Consider the following 20,878-nt stretch of genomic DNA (forward strand, 5'->3'; position numbering starts at 1 on the left):
TTTATTCATATTTCATAAAGCAGGTTTCGGTTGGCGCATCGATGGCGCTGTCGGCAACGTCTTCGAACTCCATGACGTTATCCAGCTCGCTGCCCATCGAGATATTGGTCACGCGCTCAAGGATCACTTCCACCACCACCGGCACGCGATACTCTTTCATCCACGCTTTCGCCTGTTCAAATGCGGGCGCGATATCTTCAGGTTTAAAGACGCGAATCGCTTTACAGCCGAGACCTTCGGCGACCTTCACGTGATCGACGCCGTAGCCGTTCACTTCGCTGGAGTTAATGTTTTCGAACGCCAGTTGGACGCAGTAGTCCATATCAAACGCGCGCTGCGACTGGCGGATTAAGCCCAGATAGGCGTTGTTCACCAGCACGTGAACGTAAGGAATATTGAACTGCGCGCCTACCGCCAGCTCTTCAATCAGGAACTGGAAGTCGAAGTCGCCGGAGATCGCCACCACGTTACGCTCGGGGTCGGCGGCGCAAACGCCCAGCGCGGCGGGCAGCGTCCAGCCCAGCGGCCCCGCCTGGCCGCAGTTGATCCAGTGGCGGTCTTTAAATACGTGCAGCATCTGCGCGGCGGCGATTTGCGACAGACCGATGGTGGTGACGTAGCACACGTCGCGACCAAAGGCTTTGTTCATCTCTTCATAAACGCGCTGCGGTTTGACCGGCACGTTATCGAAGTGGGTTTTACGCAGCAGCGTGCGCTTGCGCTCCTGACATTCGGCAACCCAGCGCTCGCGGCGAGGCAGGCGGCCCTCTTTTTGCATCTGCTGCGCGATATCCACCAGTTGGGTCAACGCCGCTTTCGCATCGGAGACAATCCCTAAATCCGGGCACAGCACGCGGCCAATCTGCGTCGGTTCGATATCGATATGGATGATTTTGCGGCCTGCGGTGTACTTCTCGACCGAACCGGTATGACGGTTGGCAAAGCGGTTGCCAATACCGAACACAAGGTCGGAGGCCAGCAGCGTGGCGTTGCCGTAGCGGTGCGCGGTTTGTAAGCCGACCATACCGGCCATCAGCTCGTGGTCGTCCGGGATACAGCCCCAGCCCATCAGCGTCGGGATCACCGGCACATGGGTGATTTCGGCAAATTGCTGCAACAGCGCCGCGGCATCGGCGTTAATTACCCCGCCGCCGGCGACTATCACCGGGCGTTCGGCCATCAGCAACATCGCCAGCGCGCGTTCAATCTGCGGGCGCGTGGCAACAGGTTTATACGCCGGGAGCGGCGCATACAGCTCAGGATCAAATTCGATTTCCGCGACCTGGACATCATAAGGCAGGTCGATTAGAACCGGTCCCGGTCTGCCGGAGCGCATCAGATGGAAAGCCTGTTGCAGCACGCCCGGCACCAGCGCCGCTTCGCGCACGGTCACCGCCATCTTAGTGACGGGCTTAGCAATGGACTCTATATCGACCGCCTGGAAATCTTCTTTATGCAGACGCGCGCGCGGCGCCTGGCCGGTGATGCACAAGATAGGAACGGAGTCAGCGGAGGCGGAGTACAGCGCGGTGATCATATCCGTTCCCGCCGGGCCCGATGTTCCCAGGCATACGCCGATATTGCCGGCCGTGGCCCGCGTATAACCTTCCGCCATATGCGACGCGCCTTCCACGTGACGCGCCAGAATATGACGGATCCCGCCGTGCTTGCGCATCGCCGAATAGAACGGGTTAATCGCCGCGCCGGGCACGCCAAATGCGGTGGTAATCCCTTCTTTTTCCAGTACATACATTGCCGCGTCGACGGCTCTCATTTTTGCCATTTTTTACTACCTCGCTATATTGGAAAAATTTTCCAAATTTGAAAAAAGCCAAAAAAGTCCCGCTCCGCAGAGCGGGTCGGTTCGGCTATCAATCAGCCTGGGGTTTGAGTCCCAGCGCGGTGCTGATATTCCTTGCCGTCTCCCTTACCAGCTCTCCCTGGCTGATAAAACGATCTGGGGTTAAGCGGGACGCCGGCCCGGAAATCGAAATCGCCGCGACCACGGACCCCACATCATCGTAAACCGCTGAAGCAATACAGTTTAATCCTGTCACGTGCTCCTCCTGGTCAATGCTGTAGCCGCAGGCTCGCGCCTCATCCAGATTCCGCTGCAGGACCGGCAAATCGACGATCGTCGCCGGCGTAAACCGCTGTAGTCCGGTCTTCACAATGACATCCACCAGCTCTTCCGCCGACAGCGGATACAGCAGCGCTTTCCCGGCGCCTGAAGCATGCAGCGGTAGTCGGCTGCCGAGCGGCGCGCACATCCTCACCATCGACTTGCACTCCTGCTGGCCAATCAGCACCGCTTCGTTGCCGTTGCGAATCGCCACGTTGACGGTCTCGCCCGACATCAGCATCAGCCGGCGCATAAAGGGTCCGCCGACGGATAAAACATCCCGGTTGTGGATGTACGCCGAACCGATATTGAATGCGCCAAGTCCGATGTGCCACCAGCCTAACTGCGCGTCCTGATACACAAAATCCGCGCCTTCCAGCACCTTAAGCAGACGAAAGGTGGTCGACAACGGTAAGTCCAGATTCAGGGAAATATCGCTGACCGACGAGCTGCCGCCGCTCTTTTCAAGGTATTGCAGTATCGCGATCCCTCTCTCCAGCGCCTGGGCGCCTTTTTGCGCGGAAGGCTCCTGCTGGCCCGGCCTTCCCCGCCTTCTCACTTCTGTCATACCTCGATTATCTCCGGCTCAAAACCTGAGCATAAATAGTGTGTAAGCGCCCACATGTTATGCAAGATAATCGATAGCGTCACGTGCAACCTCACGCAAAGCTCAACTCCACGGTCGGGATCTCTACCACATCGCAGTTATCTTTTCCGCCGCGATCGACGGTTAAAAAATCGGTTTCACTCTGCCAGGCAAACAGCGGGTGATGCCAGACGTTACGATGGTAATTGACCCCCTGACGGCCATTGGAGATAAACGCGCGCAGCGTGGTCATGTCCGGTTGATCGCCTCCTGCCGCGACCACCACGACAAAGGCTTCACCGTTCATCGGCACAAACGCCTGGGTGCCCAGCGGATGACGTTCCAGCTCGGTGACCACAATCGGTAGCGCCGCCGGCTGGGCGCGGTTAATGCTAATCAGCGTGCGCTCCTGCTGCAGGGTTTCCACCATCGCCAGATCGTGAAAACGCTGGACTTTGCCATCGTTGATGTGGAAAAAATCCTGTCCTTCCGTTTCGATAACGTCCCCATAGGGGCGGAAGGCTTCGCGCGTCAGCGGCAATACTTCTAGCTTCATTGCATATTCCTTAGTCATTAAAAACCGTTCCCCTCCTCATACCTTGAGGGTAAGAGATGTACCGGTCAATTCATGGCCATCTCAAAGTGGTATCAACTATAAGTTGGAATAATTTTCCAAAACCTGATTTAAGCCACATAATTGAAATGGTTATTATGAAAAAATACTTAAAAATCATGGGGGAATTATTAAATTACGAGGAATAAGGCGATGCTAGACCCCGAAACACTACGTACCTTTGTCAGCGTAGCGGAGAGCGGCAGCTTCTCCAGAGCGGCGGAAAAACTCTATAAAACAACCGCCACTATTAGCTATCGCATCAAATTACTGGAAGATAACACCGGCGTCGCGCTCTTTTCCCGCACCACGCGCAGCGTACTGCTGACCCCGGCCGGGATGCACCTGCTGGCGCAGGCCAGAGAATGGCTTGGCTGGATTGACAGTATGCCCGGAGAGCTACAGCAGATAAACGACGGCGTGGAGCGCCAGGTCAATATTGTAGTAAATAACCTGATGTATGACCCGCAGGCCATCGCCCGGCTGCTGGCCTGGCTCAGCCAACGTTACCCCTTTACGCAGTTTCATTTTTCGCGACAAATTTATATGGGCGTCTGGGATACGCTTCTGCACGATGACTTTTCGCTGGCGATCGGCGTTACCGGCACCGAACCGTTAGGCGAAAATATTGCGGTCACCCCGCTGGGCGAAGTGTCCTGGCTGTTCGTGATGTCGCCGCATCACCCGCTCGGCCAGCAAAGCGATCCGCTATCGGAGGCCCAGCTACGTCGCTATCCTGCGGTCAATATTGAGGACAGCGCCCGGAGATTGACCAAGCGCGTCGCCTGGCGTCTGCCGGGGCAAAAAGAGATTGTGGTTCCCGATATCGAAACTAAAATCGCGGCGCATATCGCCGGCGTCGGTATCGGCTTTTTACCCGAGCCGCTGTGCCAGCCGCTTATCGCTCGCGGTGAGCTGATCGCCCGACAGATCCCGGCGATGCGTCCCCCCTCTCCTCTGAGCCTCGCCTGGCGCAAAGATCATCATGGTAAAGCGGTGCAGGATATCGCCTCGCTGTTCGTCCATTCGGCCCCGGAAATCCAGGGATTCCTGACACTATTCAGCGATACACCGTGAAAAATCAATTCAGCCTACCGCTCACCGCGTACAATAGGAGGATTATCGCGTCGAACGACGCGTCTGGATGGCTTAACGGTTTAAATGATGCAATTAGTCCCACAGAATATTCGGCAGATCCTCGCCAGCGATACGCCGCTGATTGACGTACGCGCCCCGATTGAATTCAGGCAAAGCGCCATGCCCGCGGCGGTCAACCTGCCGCTGATGAACGACGACGAACGCGCCGCAGTCGGCACCTGCTATAAACGTCAGGGGCCGGAAGCCGCTCTCGCGCTGGGTCATCAGTTGGTCAGCGGCGAGATTCGCGCCAGCCGCCTCGCCGCCTGGAAAGAAGCCTGCGCGCGTTATCCCGAGGGCTACCTGTGCTGCGCCCGCGGCGGCCAGCGTTCGCATATCGTGCAGCAGTGGCTGAAGGACGCAGGCGTGGATTACCCGCTGATTACCGGCGGCTATAAAGCGCTGCGCCATGCGGCTATCCAGCTGACCGAAGAGCTGGTGCAGCGCCCTATCGTGCTGATTGGCGGCTGTACCGGTAACGGTAAAACCCTGCTGGTCTGCGCCCAGCCCGACGGCATCGATCTCGAGGGCCTCGCCCACCATCGCGGCTCTTCATTTGGCCGTACCCTGCAGGAGCAGTATCAGCAGGCAACCTTTGAAAATCATCTTGCCGTGGCGATGCTCAAAAAGTCAGAGCGGCAGACGCGCTGGGTGCTGGAAGATGAGGGGCATATGATCGGCGCCAATCACCTGCCGGAATGTATGCGTCTGCGCATGGCGCAGTCGCCGCTGGCGGTAGTGGAAGATCCGTTTGAGATCCGTCTTGAACGGCTGCGCGAGGAGTATTTTACCCGGATGCATCGCGATTTCCTGGCGGCCTACGGCGAAGAGCAAGGCTGGCGGGCATATAGCGAATATCTGCACCACGGCCTGTTCGCTATCCGCCGCCGCCTCGGGTTACAGCGTTTTGCCCAGCTCACTGCCAGGCTTGATGAAGCCCTGCTGGAGCAGCAGCGCAGCGCCAGCACCGAAGCCCACTTCAGCTGGCTGGTTCCCCTGCTGAACGAGTATTACGACCCAATGTACCGCTACCAGCTCGGCAAAAAAGCGGAGAAGATTATTTTTCGCGGCAGCTGGCAGGACGTCGCCGCCTGGCTGGCGCAGGCGCAGTAGTCACATCCTCCCTTGTCCCGGCTAGCGGCGTAAACGCCTTAGCCGGGCTACGGGTCCGCAAACGGCGAGCCCCGGAAGCGCAGCGCCGCCGGGGAAGTGTTTCAGCTTAGAAGTCGTAGCGCAGACGCACCAGGTTCATATCGCCCAGGTTGTCGGTGCTTGACGTGAAGACGTGTTCGTAGTCAACGCGGAAACCGTAATCCAGCTGGAAGCTCACGCCGACGCCGTTATCAATCCGCTGATAGTTGCGGCCGTTCACGTACTGCAGGCGGTCGCCCATAAAGTACGGCTGAATAGATTTCACCGCATACTGACCAATCGGGAATTTATAACCGGCAAAGTACTCAATACCCCAGGCATCGCCCGCGAAGTAGTTATGAACATCGGTTTTTTTGGTGGTCAGGAAGTTCTGATACCAGCCGCCGCCGAAGGAGAAGGTCCAGTTATCCGGCGTCCAGCTTAGGGCGGTACCGACGATATTCTGGTCGTATGATTTGCTGTCTGAACTCGAGGGGTTACGCATATCGGCGCGGGTATAGTTCCACGCGGCACCCCAGGTCAAATCCTTCATAATGTGGTAATCGGCGCCGATGGAGCCACCGCCTTTACGCTTGTAGCGCAGGCCGTTGCCCGGCAGATATTCGCTGTCTTCGAATAAGTAAGAAGCGTAGAGATCGACATCGCCAACGGTTTTCTTGTATTTCAGCATATTGCGTGAGCGATAGGAACCATCGTAGTCACCGTTGATGCCGTTACCCGGCGCCTGGCCTATCATGTCGTAATCCCAGATATCGGTTTTTACCCCGACCACGTCGTAATAAACGCTGTTCTGCTGACCGTAGGTTAACGTCCCCCAGGTATCGCTTTTCAGGCCGGTATAGAGCATACGGCGGCTGGTGTTATTCGCGCCTTCGGCATAGTGGTTATCCCAGTCGAAAAGCGCCGGAATATTGACGCCCAGCTCGTAGTAGCTGATCCAGCTAATATCATCGAACAGATAGTAGTCGGCGGCGAAGCGGAAACGGGTGCCGCCATCGAAACCGTTACGTTTATAAGAGCCTTTGTCTCCGTCGCCGGACATCATATTGAACTGGGGACGGATGCTCCCGCCGACGGTGAAGTTAAGCCGGCTTAACGGATCGCCCGCCTGCGGATCTTGTTTTAAAAGCGTAATTTCCGCCTGGGATGCAAAAGAGGTTAACGCCAGGGCTGCGCCGATCGTTATCGCCAGCGCTTTTATTTTATGTGCCATACTTTTTCCTTGATTAATAAGCAACCTTATATTTGCCAGTTGAATATTAACTGCGATTGAGTATGACGTGTTGTTGAGTTTTTAATGTTTCGTGCGGTTAAAAATCAGTGACTTACCATTTTGTGCCGTTAAAAAAACAGTGGTTATCTTTTCATCGCCATGTCATTAAAATGGTCTATTACCGCGCAAACTTCATCCATGGAGGAACTATGTCGAAAAAACTACTGCAGCTGCACTTTGCCTTTAATGGCCCCTTCGGCAGCGAGATGTCCCGTCAGCTCGTGGAACTGGCCGAGTCTATCAATCAGGAACCGGGGTTTATCTGGAAGGTCTGGACGGAAAGCGAAAAGGATCAGGAAGCGGGCGGGATCTATCTTTTTGAGAATGAAGAAACCGCGCTCGCTTATCTCAACAAGCATACCGCACGCCTGAAATCTCTCGGCGTGGATGACGTTATCTGCAAAATCTTCGACGTCAACGAGCCGCTCACCGTCTTGAACCACGGTCATCTGTAATAGCCACTCTCATCCGTACCGGCCCCCCCCCGGGTTGCGGCTAACGCCTTGCCCGGGCAACATCATTCACGCTATCCCTGACTAAACTGGCGGAACAGCGCCTTCCCTTTCAGCAAACGCAGCCCCAGCCAGCCGCCGCACAGCGATAGCAGTATCGCCCCGCACAGCGGCAGCATCACCCATAGCCGCCAGTCCGGAGACCACGGGAAGTCAAAGATTTTGCTTTGCAGCAGCGCCAGCGCTACCTCTGCGCCAATCGCCGCCACCACGCCTGACACCACGCCCAGCAGGGCGAACTCCGCCCACAGCGTGGTGCGCAGCAGAGACTTACCGGCCCCCAGCGTGCGCCAGACCACCAGTTCCTGATAACGCTGGCGCATCCCGACCTGCACCTGCGCCAACAGCAGCAACACGCCGCAGGCGGTGACCAGAATCACCATCACCTCAAGGGCGCGGCTTACCTGTGTCAGCACCTGGCCAATCTGCTGCAAAATCGCGCCGATATCCAGCAGGCTGACGGTGGGGAATTCGCGGTTGAGCTGCGTTAGCATCCCGTTGCCGTTATCCCAGCGGAAGCTGGTGAGCCAGCTTTGCGGCTGCCCGTCGAGCGCCCCCTGAGGGAAGATAAAGAAGAAGTTTGGCCGCAGGCTCTCCCAGTCAACTTTGCGCACGCTGGACATTTTCGCGCTAAAGTCCTGGGTATCCCCGGTAAACGTCACGCTATCGCCGAGCTTGACGCCCAGCCGCTGCGCCAGCCCCTCTTCAATCGAGACCTCGCCCGCTTTCGGCGGCCAGGTTCCGGCCACCAGCGGATTATGATCAGGCCGCTCGCGGCTCCAGGTGAGGTTAAGCTCGCGGTTCAGGGCTTCATCTTTATTGCCTTCCGTCGCCTGGCCGTTGATTTGCGTCAGGCGGGCGCGCACGATGGGATAGAACTCGGTGGCGCGGGTCTGATGTTCGGCAAGGAAGGTTTTCACCGGCACCACCTGCTCCGGGGCGATGTTGATCAGAAAGTAGTTAGGACTTTCCGGCGGCAGCTGCTGCTGCCAGCGATCGAGCAGATCGCCGCGCAGCACCAGCAGCAGGGCCAGCAGCATAAACGACAGCGAAAAGGCCGCCAGCTGGCTCAGGGTCGACCACGGCTGGCGCAGCAGACGATTCACCGCCAGACGCAGCGGCAGCGCTTTTAACGTCAAACGTTTCAGCAGCCACAGAACGCCCCATCCCGCCAGGCCGCATACCAGCGCCAGCACCACGGCGCCCGCCAGCACCGCCCATAGCAGAGGGCTACCGCCCATCAGCAGCGCCAGCAGCGCCACCACGACCAAGCACACCACGGGAATATAGAACTTAAGCGGCCAGACATTAGCGACAACATCCTGGCGCAGCACTCGCAGCGGCAGGGTCGCCAGCAGCAGTCGATAGGGTCGCAGCCCGACCAGCAGGGAAATCACCACCATCGCGCCGATCGCCCACAGCCACGGCCAGCCGCTCGCCGCCGGCAACACCGCCGGGAGCACCGGTTTAAGCATCACCAGCAGAATATTTTCCAGCCCGACGCCCATCGCCCCGCCGGCAACCACCGCCATCGCCAGCAGCATCAGCCACTGGCCGACAATCAGCTTGCGCAGCTGAGCCCGCCCGGCGCCGAGGGTTTTGAGGATCGCCACCAGATCGTAACGGCTGCGGCAGTAATGGCTCATCGCCACCGCCACCGCGGCGACCGCCAGCAGCAGCGTTAACAACGCCGACAGCAGTAAAAACTGCTGCGAGCGTTCCAGCGATTTGCCCAGCGCGCTGTCGTCCTGCTCCAGGCCGATCCAGCGATGTTCCGGCCCCAGCTTCGGCAGCAGCCATTTTTCATAATCCGCCAGCTGCTGCGGGGTTCCGGCGAACTTATAGCGCCAGGAAACGCGGCTGCCTGGCTGTACCGCGCCGGTTTTCGCCACGTCGGCGGTGTTCATCATCAGCCGCGGCGCCATCTGGAAGGGGTTAAAGCCGGCATCCGGCTCCTGAATCACCTCGCCGGCAATGCGCAGCGTAGCGTCGCCGACATCAATAGTGTCGCCGGTTTTCAGATTCAGCAGCGCCATTAATCGCGGCGCCAGCAGCACGGTCCCGGCGTGCGGCTTCAGCCCCGGCGGCTGGGTCTGCAGCTGACCATACAGCGGATAACGCTCGTCAACCGCTTTGACGTCCGCCAGCTGCGGCGTATCGCCGGAAAAGGTCATGGTGGCGAAGCCCAGCTGTTCGCCGACGGTTAAGCCAAGGCGACGCGCTTCGTCAATCCATGCGCCAGGGACTTCGCGTGAGCTGCGCAGCGTGCGGTCGCCAGCCATAAATTCCCGGCTCTGCTGGCTGAGTCCTTTCTCCATGCGGTCGCTTATCGAGCCCAGCGCCAGCACGCAGGCCACCGCCAGGCTTAGCGCCAGCCAGACAATCAGCAGCGACGGCGAGCGCCATTCGCGCCAGAACCAGCGGGCAATCATGCTTCCTCCCGCAGCTGGCCATCTACCAGCCGCAGCCGCCGGTCGCAGCGCGCCGCCAGCAGCGGATCGTGGGTGACGAGGATCAGCGTGGTGCCGTGCTCGCGGTTAAGCGAAAACAGCAGATCGGCAATTTTATCTCCGGTATGACGGTCGAGGTTGCCGGTGGGTTCATCGGCGAACAGCAGCTCCGGGCGGCCGTTAAACGCGCGCGCCAGCGCGACCCGCTGCTGCTCGCCGCCGGAAAGCTGCACCGGCAGGTGATGCAGGCGTTTACCCAGCCCCAGCTGCTCCAGCAGGGCCCGGGCGCTGCCGCGGCTCTGGCTGTCGCTTTCGCCGCGCAGCAGCGCCGGAAGCTCGACGTTTTCCAGCGCATTGAGGGTGGGTATCAGCATAAAGGATTGAAACACAAAGCCGACATGCTTTGCGCGCAGCTTCGCCCGCGCCTCTTCGTCCATCTGATGCAGCGGCTTGCCAAGCAGCGAGACTTCTCCGCTGCTGCCGTCGTCCAGCCCGGCCAGGATCGCCAGCAGCGTCGATTTACCGGACCCCGACTCGCCAATCAGGGCGATGGTTTGCCCTTGTTTGACAACCAGCTCAACTCCGGTAAGGATGGACAGCTGATGCTCACCCTGACCGACGGATTTCTTAAGATGATGAACTTCAAGTATGTTTTCCGCTGGCATTTGCCTTTCCTGTTTCTGGTCCTGTTTACCTGCCGCGCGATGGCGGCCGACACGCTGTTGGTTCTCGGCGACAGTCTGAGCGCCGGTTATCGTATGGCGGGCAATACCGCCTGGCCTGCGCTGCTTAACGATAAGTGGCAGACCAAAACGCCGGTGGTGAACGCCAGCATCAGCGGCGATACCTCACAGCATGGGCTGGCAAGGCTTCCGGCGCTGCTTAAGCAGCACCAGCCGCGCTGGGTGCTGGTGGAGCTCGGCGGTAACGATGGACTGCGCGGTTTCCCCCCGCAGCAGACGGAGCAGACGCTGCGTACCATTCTTGAGCATATCAAAGCGGCGAATGCCCAGCCGCTGCTGATGCAAATTCGCCTGCCCGCCAACTATGGCCGCCGTTATAATGAAGCCTTTAGCGCAATCTATCCGGCACTGGCCAAAGAGTTTGATATTCCTCTGCTACCCTTTTTTATGGAAGAGGTTTATCTGAAACCGCAGTGGATGCAGGACGATGGAATTCACCCCAATCGAGACGCCCAGCCGTTTATCGCCGACTGGATGGCGACGCGTTTGGCTCCCTTAGTTAATCATGACTCCTGATAACAGCGAGTCATTCGCAGGTAAAGTTATGCAAAAATCGGTTTTAGTTACAGGATGTTCCAGCGGAATTGGTCTTGAAAGCGCCCTTGATTTAAAGCGCCAGGGCTTTAACGTGCTGGCCGCCTGCCGCAAAGCAGAAGATGTCGCGCGGATGCACGAACTGGGGCTGAGCGGTGTTCTGTTGGATCTTGACGATCCGCAGAGCGTTGAACGCGCCGCCGCCGAGGTGATTGCCCTGACCGATAACCGCCTGTATGGCCTGTTTAACAACGCGGGCTACGGCGTCTACGGCCCGCTGCCGACCATCAGCCGCCAGCAGATGGAGCAGCAGTTTTCCGCCAACTTTTTCGGCGCCCATCAGCTAACGATGCTGCTGCTTCCGGCCATGGAGCCGCACGGTGAGGGGCGTATCGTGATGACCTCATCGGTGATGGGGATCATCTCCAGCCCCGGCCGTGGCGCCTATGCCGCGAGTAAATACGCGCTGGAGGCCTGGTCCGACGCGCTGCGCATGGAGCTGCGCCACAGCGGTATTAAGGTCAGCCTGATTGAGCCGGGCCCCATCCGCACCCGTTTCACCAACAACGTCAACCAGACCCAGGCCGATAAGCCGGTGGAAAACCCCGGCATTGCCGCCCGCTTTACTCTCGGACCGGAAGCTGTGGTGGAAAAAGTGCGCCATGCTTTTGTCAGCGATAAACCGAAGCTGCGCTACCCGGTAACCCTGGTGACGCACGCGGTCGCCCTGCTGAAACGCCTGCTGCCGACCCGCGCGATGGACAAAATTATCCAGGGCTAAGTTGAAGCGCCTGCCGTCGCCCCCATATATCTATACAAGTATCGACTAAAGAGACTCGCTCATGTCCGCACAGAATATTGTCAATATTACCGAAGCTAACCTACACCAGACGCTGCAGCAGTCCGCAGCGACGCCGGTGCTGTTCTATTTCTGGTCCGCGCGCAGCCAACATTGCGAGCAGCTGACGCCGGTGCTGGAGAGCCTGGCCGCCCAGTACAACGGTCTGTTTACCCTTGCTAAGGTTGACTGCGATGCCGAACAAATGCTGGCTTCGCAGTTTGGCTTGCGCGCTATCCCTACGGTTTACCTGTTCCAGAACGGTCAGCCGGTCGACGGCTTCGAAGGCCCGCAGCCGGAAGAAGCGGTGCGCGCGCTGCTGGATAAGTTCCTGCCGCGCGAAGAAGAACTCAAGGCGCAGCAGGCGCTGGCGCTGATGGAGGAAGAGAACTATGCCGAAGCCCTGCCGCTGCTGAAAGACGCCTGGCAGCTGTCGAACCAGGAGAGCCAGATTGGCCTGCTGCTGGCGGAAACGCTGATTGCTCTGCACCGTTCCGATGAAGCGGAAACCGTGCTGAAAGCCGTGCCGCTGCAGGATCAGGATACGCGCTATCAGGGGCTGGTGGCGCAGATCGAGCTGCTGAAAAAAGCCGCCGACACGCCGGAAATTCAGCAGCTGCAGCAGCAGGTAGAGCAAAACCCGCAAGACGCGGCGCTGGCCTCCCAGCTGGCATTACAGCTGCATCAGGTAGGGCGTAACGAAGAGGCGCTGGCGCTGCTGTTCAGCCATCTACAAAAAGATTTAGGCGCCGGAAACGGCGAAGTGCGCAAGATGCTCCAGGAGATCCTCTCCGCGTTGGGCACCGGCGACGCGCTGGCCGCGAAGTACCGCCGCCAGCTCTACTCTCTGCTTTATTAATCGCAAAAAACCCGGCTCGCGCTGCGCGTAGCCGGACTACAGACTGGATGATCTTGTAGCCCGGGTAAGGCGTTTACGCCGCAACCCGGGAAACGCTTATGCCCGTTTTTTCAGCTGCGTCACCACCAGCTGATGGCGAGCGTTAAAGAATTTCAGGTAGGTCAGATACCCGGCGATAATCGTTGACAGACTGGCGGTAGAGAGCAGCATGAACGTCACCATAATCTGATACTTAATCGCTTTTACCGGATCAATCCCGGCGAAAATCAGCCCCGACATCATCCCCGGCAGGCTCACCAACCCTACCGTTTTCGCCGAATCCACCGTCGGGATCAGCGCGGCGCGAATGCTATCGCGGATCAGCCTCGCGGAAGCCATCTTCGGCGTTGCGCCCAGGCTCAGCTTCTCCTGAATCTGCTGCTGCTCGCTGCTAAACCGCTGCCCCATATTGTTGTAGCACAGCCCGACCGCCACCATCGCGTTGCCGGCCACCATCCCGGCGATTGGAATGACCTGCATCGGCACAAAAGCAATCGACCCGGAAAAAACCAGCACCGCCAGGGTTAACCCGGCGCCGGTGGTTATCGCGATAAATGAAGAAACAAAGGCTTTATCGATATATTTGCTGCGTTTTTTCGCATTCCACGCCGCGTTAAAGCAGATAAACAGCACCATCAGCAGCGTCAGCACGGCGTGATTAACGTTAAAGATATATTTCAGCACGTAGCCGACGATAATCAGCTGCACAATCGCCCGGCAGATACTCCAGATAATATCTTTTTCCAGCGCCAGCTTTTCCCGGTAGCTGACCACAATCGCCACCAGCACCAGAACCATGGATAACGCCAGCGACTCGTTGGTAATATTATGCCCGTTCATTTTTTTGCTCCTCCTGCGCTTTGCCGCCGGCAGGCTGGAGCGTAATCACTTCATCCGCATGGGCAATTTCATTGCTATCGTGAGTGACCCACAGAACGGCGATATTTTTTTCGCTCGCATAGCGGTGAATAATCTCATTCACATTTTTTTTATTGCTCTCGTCCAGCGCGCTGGTTATTTCATCGAGCAGCAGCACCTGCGGTAAAAACTGCAGATTGCGAATCAATGAAACGCGCTGCTTTTCCCCGCCAGACAGCTCGTTAATGGATTTTTCCAGCGTATTTTTCGCCAGACCGAAGCGGGCAAGATCGGCCCCCAGCGCCTTAGGATCCGGCTGTTTTTGACGGATCTGCCACGGGAAGATCAGGTTGTCATACACCGAATCGCCGAACAGCGCCGGGGTTTGCGCGCAGTAGGAAACCTGCTGGCGATAGGTTTCCGGCGTTAAGTCATTAATATCTTTACCGGCGAAGAAAATGCTCCCCGAGGTGGGGCTTTGCAGCGAAGCGATTATTTTTAATAACGTGCTTTTTCCGCAGCCGGAAGGGCCGGTAATCAGCTTAAATTCCCCTGCTCTGAGCTGAAAATTAATCTCATTAAGGATGGTCACCCCATCGGCCTGAAAACCCACGTTCTCCAGGCGCAAAATAGCGTTACTTTCGGTCATTATTATTCCCAGTTTTTCGACAACGCCTCTAGTTTACTCCACTTTTCTTTCACCCGGATGCGCGGAAAGATATACTCTGGTTAAACGCGCGCCGCTCTTCCGGCGCATCAACAGGCAACAAGACAGGAGGTTTTTGATGCTGATTTTTATCCCCATTCTTATTTTCGTCGCGCTGGTTATCGTCGGAGCGGCGGTAAAAATTGTTCCTCAGGGCTACCAGTGGACGGTAGAGCGCTTTGGCCGCTATACGCAAACGCTGCAGCCGGGTATGAGCCTGGTGGTGCCCTTTATGGATCGTATCGGGCGCAAAATTAATATGATGGAGCAGGTGCTCGATATCCCTTCGCAGGAGGTGATTTCGCGCGATAACGCCAACGTCACCATTGATGCGGTGTGCTTTATTCAGGTCATCGACGCGCCGAAGGCCGCCTATGAAGTCAGCAACCTCGAGCTGGCGATCATCAACCTGACCATGACTAATATTCGTACCGTGCTGGGCTCCATGGAGCTGGACGAAATGCTCTCCCAGCGCGACAGCATCAACACCCGCCTGCTGCATATCGTCGATGAAGCGACCAACCCGTGGGGGATCAAAATTACCCGCGTTGAGATCCGCGATGTGCGTCCGCCAGCGGAGCTTATCGCCTCAATGAACGCCCAGATGAAAGCCGAGCGAACCAAGCGCGCCTATATTCTTGAGGCCGAAGGGATACGTCAGGCGGAAATTTTAAAAGCCGAGGGCGAGAAGCAGTCGCAGATCCTCAAAGCCGAAGGCGAGCGTCAGTCGGCGTTTTTACAGGCAGAGGCGCGCGAACGTTCCGCGGAAGCGGAAGCGCGCGCCACGCAGATGGTCTCATCCGCTATCGCCTCCGGCGACATTCAGGCCATCAACTACTTTGTCGCGCAGAAATATACCGATGCGCTGCAGCAAATTGGCGCGGCCAGCAACAGTAAAGTGGTGCTGATGCCGCTCGACGCCAGCAGCCTGATGGGCTCCATCGCCGGGATCGGCGAGCTGCTTAAAGAAGGCGCCGGCGCGCAGAAAAAATCATGATCGCGCTGATTCTCGCCCACCCGCATATTTTCTGGCTCAGCCTCGGCGGGCTGCTGCTGGCGGCGGAAATGCTCGGCGGCAACGGTTATCTGCTGTGGAGCGGCATTGCCGGCGTCGTAACCGGGCTGCTGGTCTGGATGCTGCCGCTGAGCTGGGAGTGGCAGGGTACGCTGTTTGCCGTCCTGACTCTGCTGGCGGCCTGGCTATGGTCGCGCTGGCTGCGTAACCGCGTTAAGCGCCAGAAGCCGGCGGACGCTCAGATTAATCAGCGCGGGCAGCAGCTGCTTGGCCGCCGCTTTACGCTGGAAACGGCGCTGGTTAACGGTCGCGGACACGTCCGCGTGGGCGATAGTTCATGGCCGGTCATTGCCGATGAAGACCTCGCGGCGGGCAGCAAGATTGAAGTGGTCGCCGTTGAGGGGATTACCCTGCGGGTCAGGGAGCTCCCCGCCGGGCGTTAAGCCTGCGCTTTGCGGTGACAGCAGCCCGAAAGATTATCGATGATCGGGCAATCCGCGCTGTCATCGCCGGGGCAGGAGTCCGCCAACGCCAGCAGATGCGCGCGCATCCCCTGCAGCTCGCTGATATGGCGCTCAATGTCCGCCACTTTCTCCAGCGTCCGGCGTTTCACGTCAGCACTGTGCCGCGACGGATCGTTAAACAGAAATATCAGCTCACGGCACTCTTCCAGATTAAACCCCACCTGGCGCGCCTGGCGCAGCAGGGTCAGTTCATCCAGATGCTGCTGGCTGTAGCTGCGGTAGCCGTTTTCGCTACGCAGCGGCGGCGTCACCAGTCCCTTCTCTTCGTAAAAACGGATCGCTTTACTGGTTAAGCCGGTTTTTTTCGCCACATCGCTAATATTCATCTTTCCCCCTTGACCTTCCCCTTGCTGGAAGGTTTAACCTTGCTAATACTCGATGAAAGAGTGTGTTCGGTCAATCATTAACCGGAAATTATTCAGGAGTTATTTATGTCTAACACTATCGACCTTGCGCTTGATGGCCTCTCCTGCGGCCACTGCGTTAAACGGGTAAAAGAGAGCCTGGAACAGCGTCCCGACGTTGAGCAGGCGGAAGTGACCGTTACCGAAGCTCACGTGACGGGCAGCGCCAGCGCGGAAGCGCTGATTGAGACCATTAAACAGGCCGGATACGGCGCGGAGCTCAGCCACCCAAAGGCTAAACCGCTGGCAGAATCATCAATCCCGCCGGAAGCGCTGACAGCGGCCACCACTGAGCTTCCGGCAGCCCGTGACGAAGATGACAGCCAGCAGCTGTTGATCAACGGCATGAGCTGCGCCAGCTGTGTTTCTCGGGTACAAAACGCGCTTGCGGCGGTACCGGGGGTCTCACAGGCGCGGGTTAACCTGGCGGAACGCACTGCGCTGGTGATGGGCAGCGCGTCCGCCGCAGAATTAGTCCAGGCCGTAGAGAAAGCGGGCTACGGCGCGGAAGCCATCGAAGACGACCTCGAACGCCGCGAGCGTCAGCAGGAAACCGCTGTCGCCACCATGAAGCGCTTCCGCTGGCAGGCGATCGTCGCCCTGCTGGTCGGTATCCCGGTCATGGGCTGGGGGATGATCGGCGACAACATGATGGTCAGCGATGATAACCGCTCCCTGTGGCTGGCTATCGGTGTTGTCACGCTGGCGGTGATGGTGTTTGCCGGTGGCCATTTCTACCGCAGCGCGTGGAAAAGCCTGAAGAACGGCACCGCGACAATGGATACGCTGGTGGCGCTGGGTACCGGCGTCGCCTGGCTCTACTCGATGAGCGTCAATCTGTGGCCGCAGTGGTTTCCGATGGAAGCACGCCACCTCTATTATGAAGCCAGCGCGATGATTATCGGTCTGATTAACCTCGGCCATATGCTGGAAGCCCGCGCGCGCCAGCGCTCTTCGAAAGCGCTGGAAAAACTACTCGATTTAACCCCGCCGTCAGCGCGGGTGGTCACCGACGAAGGCGAAAAAGATCTGCCGCTGGCGGAGGTTCAGGCGGGAATGACCCTGCGTCTGACCACCGGCGATCGCGTACCGGTCGACGGGGTCATTAGCCAGGGCGAAGCCTGGTTCGATGAAGCGATGCTCACCGGCGAACCGGTGCCGCAGCAAAAAGGCGACGGCGACGCCGTTCATGCCGGGACCGTGGTGCAGGACGGCAGCGTGCTGTTTACCGCCAGCGCCGTCGGCAGCCAAACCACGCTGGCGCGCATTATCCGTATGGTGCGCCAGGCGCAGAGCAGTAAACCTGAAATCGGCCAGCTGGCGGACAAAATCTCCGCCGTGTTCGTCCCGGCGGTCGTGGCGATAGCCCTGTTCAGCGCCGCAATCTGGTACTTTTTTGGCCCGGCGCCGCAAATTGTCTACACCCTGGTGATCGCCACCACGGTGCTGATTATCGCCTGTCCGTGCGCCCTGGGGCTGGCGACGCCGATGTCGATTATCTCAGGCGTGGGCCGCGCAGCGGAGTTCGGGGTACTGGTGCGCGACGCCGATGCGCTGCAGCGCGCCAGCACCCTCGATACGCTGGTCTTTGATAAAACCGGTACCCTCACCGAGGGTAAACCGCAGGTGGTGGCGATAAAAACCTTTACCGCTATGGATGAATCCGCCGCTCTGCGCCTGGCGGCGTCTCTGGAGCAAGGCTCCAGTCACCCGCTGGCGCGCGCCATCCTCGACAAAGCCGCAGACCAACGCCTGCCTGCGGTAGATAATTTCCGCACGCTGCGCGGGCTGGGCGTCAGCGGCGAAGCCGAAGGCCACCGTCTGCTGCTCGGTAACCAGGCGCTGCTGAATGAGCACAAGATTGCAACGGCTGAAATAGAAGACGAAATGACCGCCCAGGCGTCACAGGGCGCGACGCCGGTACTGCTGGCGGTGGATGGTCAGGCGGCGGCGCTGTTCGCCATCCGCGATCCGCTGCGCGAAGATAGCGTGGCGGCATTAGCCAGGCTGCACCGCCAGGGCTATCGGCTGGTGATGCTGACCGGAGATAACCCCACCACCGCCAACGCTATCGCCAAAGAGGCGGGCATTGATGAGGTGATTGCCGGAGTGCTGCCGGACGGTAAAGCCGATGCGATTAAACGCCTGCAAAGCCAGGGGCACCAGGTGGCGATGATCGGCGACGGTATCAACGATGCGCCCGCGCTGGCGCAGGCCGATGTGGGCATCGCCATGGGCGGCGGCAGCGATGTCGCCATTGAAACGGCGGCTATCACCCTGATGCGCCATAGCCTGAACGGCGTCGCCGATGCGCTGGAAATCGCTAAGGCCACGCTGCGTAATATGAAGCAGAACCTGCTGGGGGCGTTTGTTTATAACTCGCTGGGCATTCCGATTGCCGCCGGGATCCTGTGGCCGCTGACCGGAACGCTGCTCAACCCGGTGGTAGCGGGCGCGGCCATGGCGCTCTCTTCGATTACCGTCGTGAGCAACGCCAACCGTCTGCTGCGCTTTAAGCCCAAAGCATAAGGCAGTCTCTGACGAGGGCGAAAACAGGTTTCCCCTCTCCCCCTTCGGGAGAGGGGAAACCTCAGCCGATTTATCTATTCGAACTCACGGCCAGGATGCGGAACCGGATAATCAAAATCGACCTTGATCGGTGCCGCATAGCGGCTATTCCACAGCTGGCTGTAAAGCGCGTCCACGCGCGCGGCCATCGACGCATTATTCAGCACCAGCTCAAGGTTACGTGAGTTATCGAAATAGCCTCCGCTCCAGTTGCTGGTTCCGACCCACGCCGTCGTACCGTCGATGGTCATCAGCTTACTGTGTACCACCCTGGCAAAGGGGATAAACCCTCGGCTGGCGGGAGGTATGGTCACCACTTTTAGCTGAACGTTTGGCACCAGAGAGAGACTCTTCAGCCAGAATACCTCCGGCTTTTTCAGGTTCCAGTTCGCCACCATCAGCTCCACCTGTACGCCGCGGGCCGCCGCGCTGCGCAGGGCGTTATCAATGGGCGCATAAAAGGGCCGGCTCCCCTTTTCTCCCCACGCCAGCGGCGCATAGTCCATCACCTGCACCCGGATCCGCGATTTGGCGCTCGCCAGCAGCTGCGGCAGCGCCACCTGCGAATCAATCACCCCGCTCGGGTTATAATCGCGCGGGCTGGCAACCAGATAATTGCCCTGCGGGGCCGACGCTACCGCCTGCCGCGCCGGCTTCGGTACCGGCTTACTCTCCGCCAGCAGAGCTTGCGCCTGCCAGTCCTGATCGAAAATAGCCTGAATCTGCTGCACCGTTTGCGGATCGCTGATGCGCAGACCGGTCTCCTGGATCTGTTCCAGCGCGCGCCAGTCAAAATTCTGGCTACCGACAAAAGCCTCTTTGCCATCCACCAGCAGATACTTGGCGTGAACAATACCGCCGGTCAGCCGATGGAACGGAATCACCCGCAATTCCAGGTTCGGGATCGCTTTCAGGGCCGTCAGCGTTTCCGGCGTTGAAAGGCCCACGCCCTTCTCCTCCATCAGAAAACGAATTTTTACTCCACGCTCCCCGGCGGCCCGCAGACGTGCCAGAACCCCATCCAGCAGAGAGCCTTTTTCATTCGCCACATAAAACTGCGCCAGATCGATATGGCTGCGCGCCGCATCGAACATCTGCTGCCAGACTTCGGCGGCATGACGTAAATCATTATCTTGTAAGGTGGTTTCCTGCGGCGCGTTATACACCAGCTCGTAGCCGGGTATAGAGAACGCCGCCCATACCGGCTGGCTTAACAGCATCCAGCTCCCCGCCAGCGCGCTCATCAGGCAGCCTGCCGGCCACCCGCATTGACCATGTTCAGGCATAGCGCTGCGCCTCGTGGCCTTCCCAGCGTTTGCCGCCCTGTTCCGGACGGCTGACCGGGCTGCCGGCGCGGATCAGCAGCACCTTCAGCAGTTCGTTGATTCGCTCCATGCGGCTTTGCAAATAGTTATTGCCCACCAGGCACAGCAGCGCAATCGCAATGCCCAGGCCGGTGGCATACAGGGCGGTCCCCATACCCGCAGAAACCATGCTGGCATCGGAGACGCCGGAGGCGGAAAGGGCCTTAAAGGTATCCATAATACCGAGGATCGTCCCCAGCAGGCCCAGCAGCGGCGCGGCGGTGACAACGGTTTCAAGCATCCACAGCCCACGCGACATCTGCGGTTTGCTGAGCAGATACTGAGCGTCGATCAGATCGCTCATCGCCTCACGGTCTTCCGCCGTCTGCTTTTTCTCCAGCACCGGCAGAATGAGGGTCAGCGGGAGGCTACTGCGGCCGGTCAGCGATTCTGGCAGATCCGACGCGCGACGAACGTCCGGCGTCAGCGCCTTTTCAAAGCGCAAAGCCTGACGCTGGGCCCACGAAAAATAGAGGCCGCGTTCAACCAGTATCACCACGGCGATCGCCAGCGCGGCGTACATAACGTAGAAAATAATATCGTGAATCAGATTGGCATCCATCAGAGTGCCCTCCGGTTAA

20 protein-coding genes are annotated in these 20,878 nt (G+C 58.7%); 9 read left to right on the top strand and 11 right to left on the bottom strand.

Features of this window, described 5'->3' with window-relative positions; genetic code table 11:
* Window position 1: 1 nt before the first annotated feature.
* From gcl to allA, 3 genes are all read right to left on the bottom strand, one after another.
* Entirely contained in the window at window positions 2-1,783 is a 1,782-nt protein-coding gene (gene gcl / locus ACE3MN_RS20105; RefSeq protein ID WP_049085207.1) for a glyoxylate carboligase, read from the bottom strand.
* An 88-nt stretch (window positions 1,784-1,871) separates the two neighbouring features.
* Window positions 1,872-2,690: an HTH-type transcriptional repressor AllR gene (gene allR, locus ACE3MN_RS20110; RefSeq protein WP_049088818.1), complete on the bottom strand. Its 819-nt coding sequence runs from the start codon at window positions 2,688-2,690 to the stop codon at window positions 1,872-1,874.
* Window positions 2,691-2,781: 91 nt separating this feature from the next.
* Window positions 2,782-3,264: an ureidoglycolate lyase gene (gene allA / locus ACE3MN_RS20115; protein ID WP_004137898.1), complete on the bottom strand. Its 483-nt coding sequence runs from the start codon at window positions 3,262-3,264 to the stop codon at window positions 2,782-2,784.
* Between the two features lie 210 nt (window positions 3,265-3,474).
* On the opposite strand from allA, the gene allS reads away from it, so the two are divergent.
* Window positions 3,475-4,398: an HTH-type transcriptional activator AllS gene (allS, locus tag ACE3MN_RS20120; protein WP_004137900.1), complete on the top strand. Its 924-nt coding sequence runs from the start codon at window positions 3,475-3,477 to the stop codon at window positions 4,396-4,398.
* Window positions 4,399-4,485: 87 nt separating this feature from the next.
* Window positions 4,486-5,571 carry a tRNA 2-selenouridine(34) synthase MnmH gene (gene mnmH, locus ACE3MN_RS20125; protein ID WP_082237800.1) on the top strand — a complete coding sequence of 362 codons (1,086 nt, stop codon included), beginning with the start codon at window positions 4,486-4,488 and terminating at the stop codon, window positions 5,569-5,571.
* Between the two features lie 106 nt (window positions 5,572-5,677).
* Here mnmH and ACE3MN_RS20130 read toward each other — a convergent pair whose 3' ends face one another.
* The gene (locus ACE3MN_RS20130; protein WP_004130005.1) at window positions 5,678-6,823 is read right to left on the bottom strand and encodes a porin; all 1,146 of its coding nucleotides are present in this window, start codon (window positions 6,821-6,823) and stop codon (window positions 5,678-5,680) included.
* 209 nt (window positions 6,824-7,032) lie between these two features.
* On the opposite strand from ACE3MN_RS20130, the gene ACE3MN_RS20135 reads away from it, so the two are divergent.
* The gene (locus tag ACE3MN_RS20135) at window positions 7,033-7,338 is read left to right on the top strand and encodes a monooxygenase (protein WP_049085210.1); all 306 of its coding nucleotides are present in this window, start codon (window positions 7,033-7,035) and stop codon (window positions 7,336-7,338) included.
* Between the two features lie 71 nt (window positions 7,339-7,409).
* Here ACE3MN_RS20135 and ybbP read toward each other — a convergent pair whose 3' ends face one another.
* Window positions 7,410-9,827, bottom strand: a complete 2,418-nt coding sequence (gene ybbP / locus ACE3MN_RS20140; protein ID WP_082237517.1) for a putative ABC transporter permease subunit YbbP — start codon at window positions 9,825-9,827, stop codon at window positions 7,410-7,412.
* Window positions 9,824-10,510, bottom strand: a complete 687-nt coding sequence (gene ybbA, locus ACE3MN_RS20145) for a putative ABC transporter ATP-binding protein YbbA (RefSeq protein WP_024359143.1) — start codon at window positions 10,508-10,510, stop codon at window positions 9,824-9,826. Before ybbA ends, ybbP begins: the two co-directional genes overlap by 4 nt.
* Between ybbA and tesA the strand changes: the two genes are divergently transcribed.
* The 3 genes from tesA (at window position 10,478) to ACE3MN_RS20160 (ending at window position 12,819) form a co-directional block, all read left to right on the top strand.
* Window positions 10,478-11,104, top strand: coding sequence for a multifunctional acyl-CoA thioesterase I/protease I/lysophospholipase L1 (gene tesA, locus ACE3MN_RS20150; RefSeq protein WP_102649675.1), 627 nt, complete (start codon window positions 10,478-10,480; stop codon window positions 11,102-11,104). The two genes, ybbA and tesA, sit on opposite strands and share 33 nt — an antisense overlap.
* The gene (locus tag ACE3MN_RS20155) at window positions 11,094-11,903 is read left to right on the top strand and encodes an SDR family oxidoreductase (RefSeq protein WP_162685301.1); all 810 of its coding nucleotides are present in this window, start codon (window positions 11,094-11,096) and stop codon (window positions 11,901-11,903) included. The genes tesA and ACE3MN_RS20155 overlap by 11 nt, the downstream gene beginning before the upstream one ends.
* 61 nt (window positions 11,904-11,964) lie before the next feature.
* The gene (locus ACE3MN_RS20160) at window positions 11,965-12,819 is read left to right on the top strand and encodes a co-chaperone YbbN (protein ID WP_004137910.1); all 855 of its coding nucleotides are present in this window, start codon (window positions 11,965-11,967) and stop codon (window positions 12,817-12,819) included.
* 96 nt (window positions 12,820-12,915) lie between these two features.
* Here ACE3MN_RS20160 and fetB read toward each other — a convergent pair whose 3' ends face one another.
* Complete coding sequence (fetB, locus tag ACE3MN_RS20165) at window positions 12,916-13,698, bottom strand: iron efflux ABC transporter permease subunit FetB (RefSeq protein ID WP_004129987.1); 783 nt, start codon at window positions 13,696-13,698, stop codon at window positions 12,916-12,918.
* Window positions 13,685-14,365, bottom strand: coding sequence for an iron efflux ABC transporter ATP-binding subunit FetA (gene fetA / locus ACE3MN_RS20170; RefSeq protein WP_049131889.1), 681 nt, complete (start codon window positions 14,363-14,365; stop codon window positions 13,685-13,687). Before fetA ends, fetB begins: the two co-directional genes overlap by 14 nt.
* Window positions 14,366-14,501: 136 nt before the next feature.
* Here fetA and ACE3MN_RS20175 point away from each other — a divergent pair, with 136 nt between their 5' ends.
* Together ACE3MN_RS20175 and ACE3MN_RS20180 are read left to right on the top strand one after the other, a co-directional pair.
* Window positions 14,502-15,419, top strand: coding sequence for an SPFH domain-containing protein (locus tag ACE3MN_RS20175; RefSeq protein ID WP_024359008.1), 918 nt, complete (start codon window positions 14,502-14,504; stop codon window positions 15,417-15,419).
* Window positions 15,416-15,880: an NfeD family protein gene (locus ACE3MN_RS20180; protein WP_375364150.1), complete on the top strand. Its 465-nt coding sequence runs from the start codon at window positions 15,416-15,418 to the stop codon at window positions 15,878-15,880. Before ACE3MN_RS20175 ends, ACE3MN_RS20180 begins: the two co-directional genes overlap by 4 nt.
* Here the strand turns inward: ACE3MN_RS20180 and cueR are convergent.
* Window positions 15,877-16,287 (bottom strand): Cu(I)-responsive transcriptional regulator, encoded by a 411-nt coding sequence (cueR, locus tag ACE3MN_RS20185; RefSeq protein ID WP_004129970.1) that lies wholly within the window; start codon window positions 16,285-16,287, stop codon window positions 15,877-15,879. The genes ACE3MN_RS20180 and cueR overlap by 4 nt on opposite strands.
* 105 nt (window positions 16,288-16,392) lie before the next feature.
* On the opposite strand from cueR, the gene copA reads away from it, so the two are divergent.
* Entirely contained in the window at window positions 16,393-18,894 is a 2,502-nt protein-coding gene (gene copA, locus ACE3MN_RS20190) for a copper-exporting P-type ATPase CopA (protein ID WP_024359010.1), read from the top strand.
* A gap of 74 nt (window positions 18,895-18,968) precedes the next feature.
* Here the strand turns inward: copA and ACE3MN_RS20195 are convergent, their stop codons facing one another.
* Both ACE3MN_RS20195 and ACE3MN_RS20200 read right to left on the bottom strand, forming a co-directional pair.
* Window positions 18,969-20,219, bottom strand: coding sequence for a phospholipase D-like domain-containing protein (locus ACE3MN_RS20195; RefSeq protein WP_049088814.1), 1,251 nt, complete (start codon window positions 20,217-20,219; stop codon window positions 18,969-18,971).
* On the bottom strand, window positions 20,212-20,859 hold the full coding sequence (locus tag ACE3MN_RS20200) for a MotA/TolQ/ExbB proton channel family protein (protein WP_004137930.1): 648 nt from the start codon (window positions 20,857-20,859) through the stop codon (window positions 20,212-20,214). The genes ACE3MN_RS20195 and ACE3MN_RS20200 overlap by 8 nt, the downstream gene beginning before the upstream one ends.
* Window positions 20,860-20,878: the final 19 nt, after the last annotated feature.

It is taken from the genome of Klebsiella grimontii (assembly GCF_042137965.1).
Taxonomy (GTDB): domain Bacteria; phylum Pseudomonadota; class Gammaproteobacteria; order Enterobacterales; family Enterobacteriaceae; genus Klebsiella; species Klebsiella grimontii.

Bases quoted from the DNA above. Each gene is read 5' to 3' on its own strand.
- gcl (WP_049085207.1), bottom strand. From the start codon at position 1,783: ATGGCAAAAATGAGAGCCGTCGACGCGGCAATGTATGTACTGGAAAAA.
- allR (WP_049088818.1), bottom strand. From the start codon at position 2,690: ATGACAGAAGTGAGAAGGCGGGGAAGGCCGGGCCAGCAGGAGCCTTCC.
- allA (WP_004137898.1), bottom strand. From the start codon at position 3,264: ATGAAGCTAGAAGTATTGCCGCTGACGCGCGAAGCCTTCCGCCCCTAT.
- allS (WP_004137900.1), top strand. From the start codon at position 3,475: ATGCTAGACCCCGAAACACTACGTACCTTTGTCAGCGTAGCGGAGAGC.
- mnmH (WP_082237800.1), top strand. From the start codon at position 4,486: ATGCAATTAGTCCCACAGAATATTCGGCAGATCCTCGCCAGCGATACG.
- ACE3MN_RS20130 (WP_004130005.1), bottom strand. From the start codon at position 6,823: ATGGCACATAAAATAAAAGCGCTGGCGATAACGATCGGCGCAGCCCTG.
- ACE3MN_RS20135 (WP_049085210.1), top strand. From the start codon at position 7,033: ATGTCGAAAAAACTACTGCAGCTGCACTTTGCCTTTAATGGCCCCTTC.
- ybbP (WP_082237517.1), bottom strand. From the start codon at position 9,827: ATGATTGCCCGCTGGTTCTGGCGCGAATGGCGCTCGCCGTCGCTGCTG.
- tesA (WP_102649675.1), top strand. From the start codon at position 10,478: ATGATGAACTTCAAGTATGTTTTCCGCTGGCATTTGCCTTTCCTGTTT.
- ybbA (WP_024359143.1), bottom strand. From the start codon at position 10,510: ATGCCAGCGGAAAACATACTTGAAGTTCATCATCTTAAGAAATCCGTC.
- ACE3MN_RS20155 (WP_162685301.1), top strand. From the start codon at position 11,094: ATGACTCCTGATAACAGCGAGTCATTCGCAGGTAAAGTTATGCAAAAA.
- ACE3MN_RS20160 (WP_004137910.1), top strand. From the start codon at position 11,965: ATGTCCGCACAGAATATTGTCAATATTACCGAAGCTAACCTACACCAG.
- fetB (WP_004129987.1), bottom strand. From the start codon at position 13,698: ATGAACGGGCATAATATTACCAACGAGTCGCTGGCGTTATCCATGGTT.
- fetA (WP_049131889.1), bottom strand. From the start codon at position 14,365: ATGACCGAAAGTAACGCTATTTTGCGCCTGGAGAACGTGGGTTTTCAG.
- ACE3MN_RS20175 (WP_024359008.1), top strand. From the start codon at position 14,502: ATGCTGATTTTTATCCCCATTCTTATTTTCGTCGCGCTGGTTATCGTC.
- ACE3MN_RS20180 (WP_375364150.1), top strand. From the start codon at position 15,416: ATGATCGCGCTGATTCTCGCCCACCCGCATATTTTCTGGCTCAGCCTC.
- cueR (WP_004129970.1), bottom strand. From the start codon at position 16,287: ATGAATATTAGCGATGTGGCGAAAAAAACCGGCTTAACCAGTAAAGCG.
- copA (WP_024359010.1), top strand. From the start codon at position 16,393: ATGTCTAACACTATCGACCTTGCGCTTGATGGCCTCTCCTGCGGCCAC.
- ACE3MN_RS20195 (WP_049088814.1), bottom strand. From the start codon at position 20,219: ATGCCTGAACATGGTCAATGCGGGTGGCCGGCAGGCTGCCTGATGAGC.
- ACE3MN_RS20200 (WP_004137930.1), bottom strand. From the start codon at position 20,859: ATGGATGCCAATCTGATTCACGATATTATTTTCTACGTTATGTACGCC.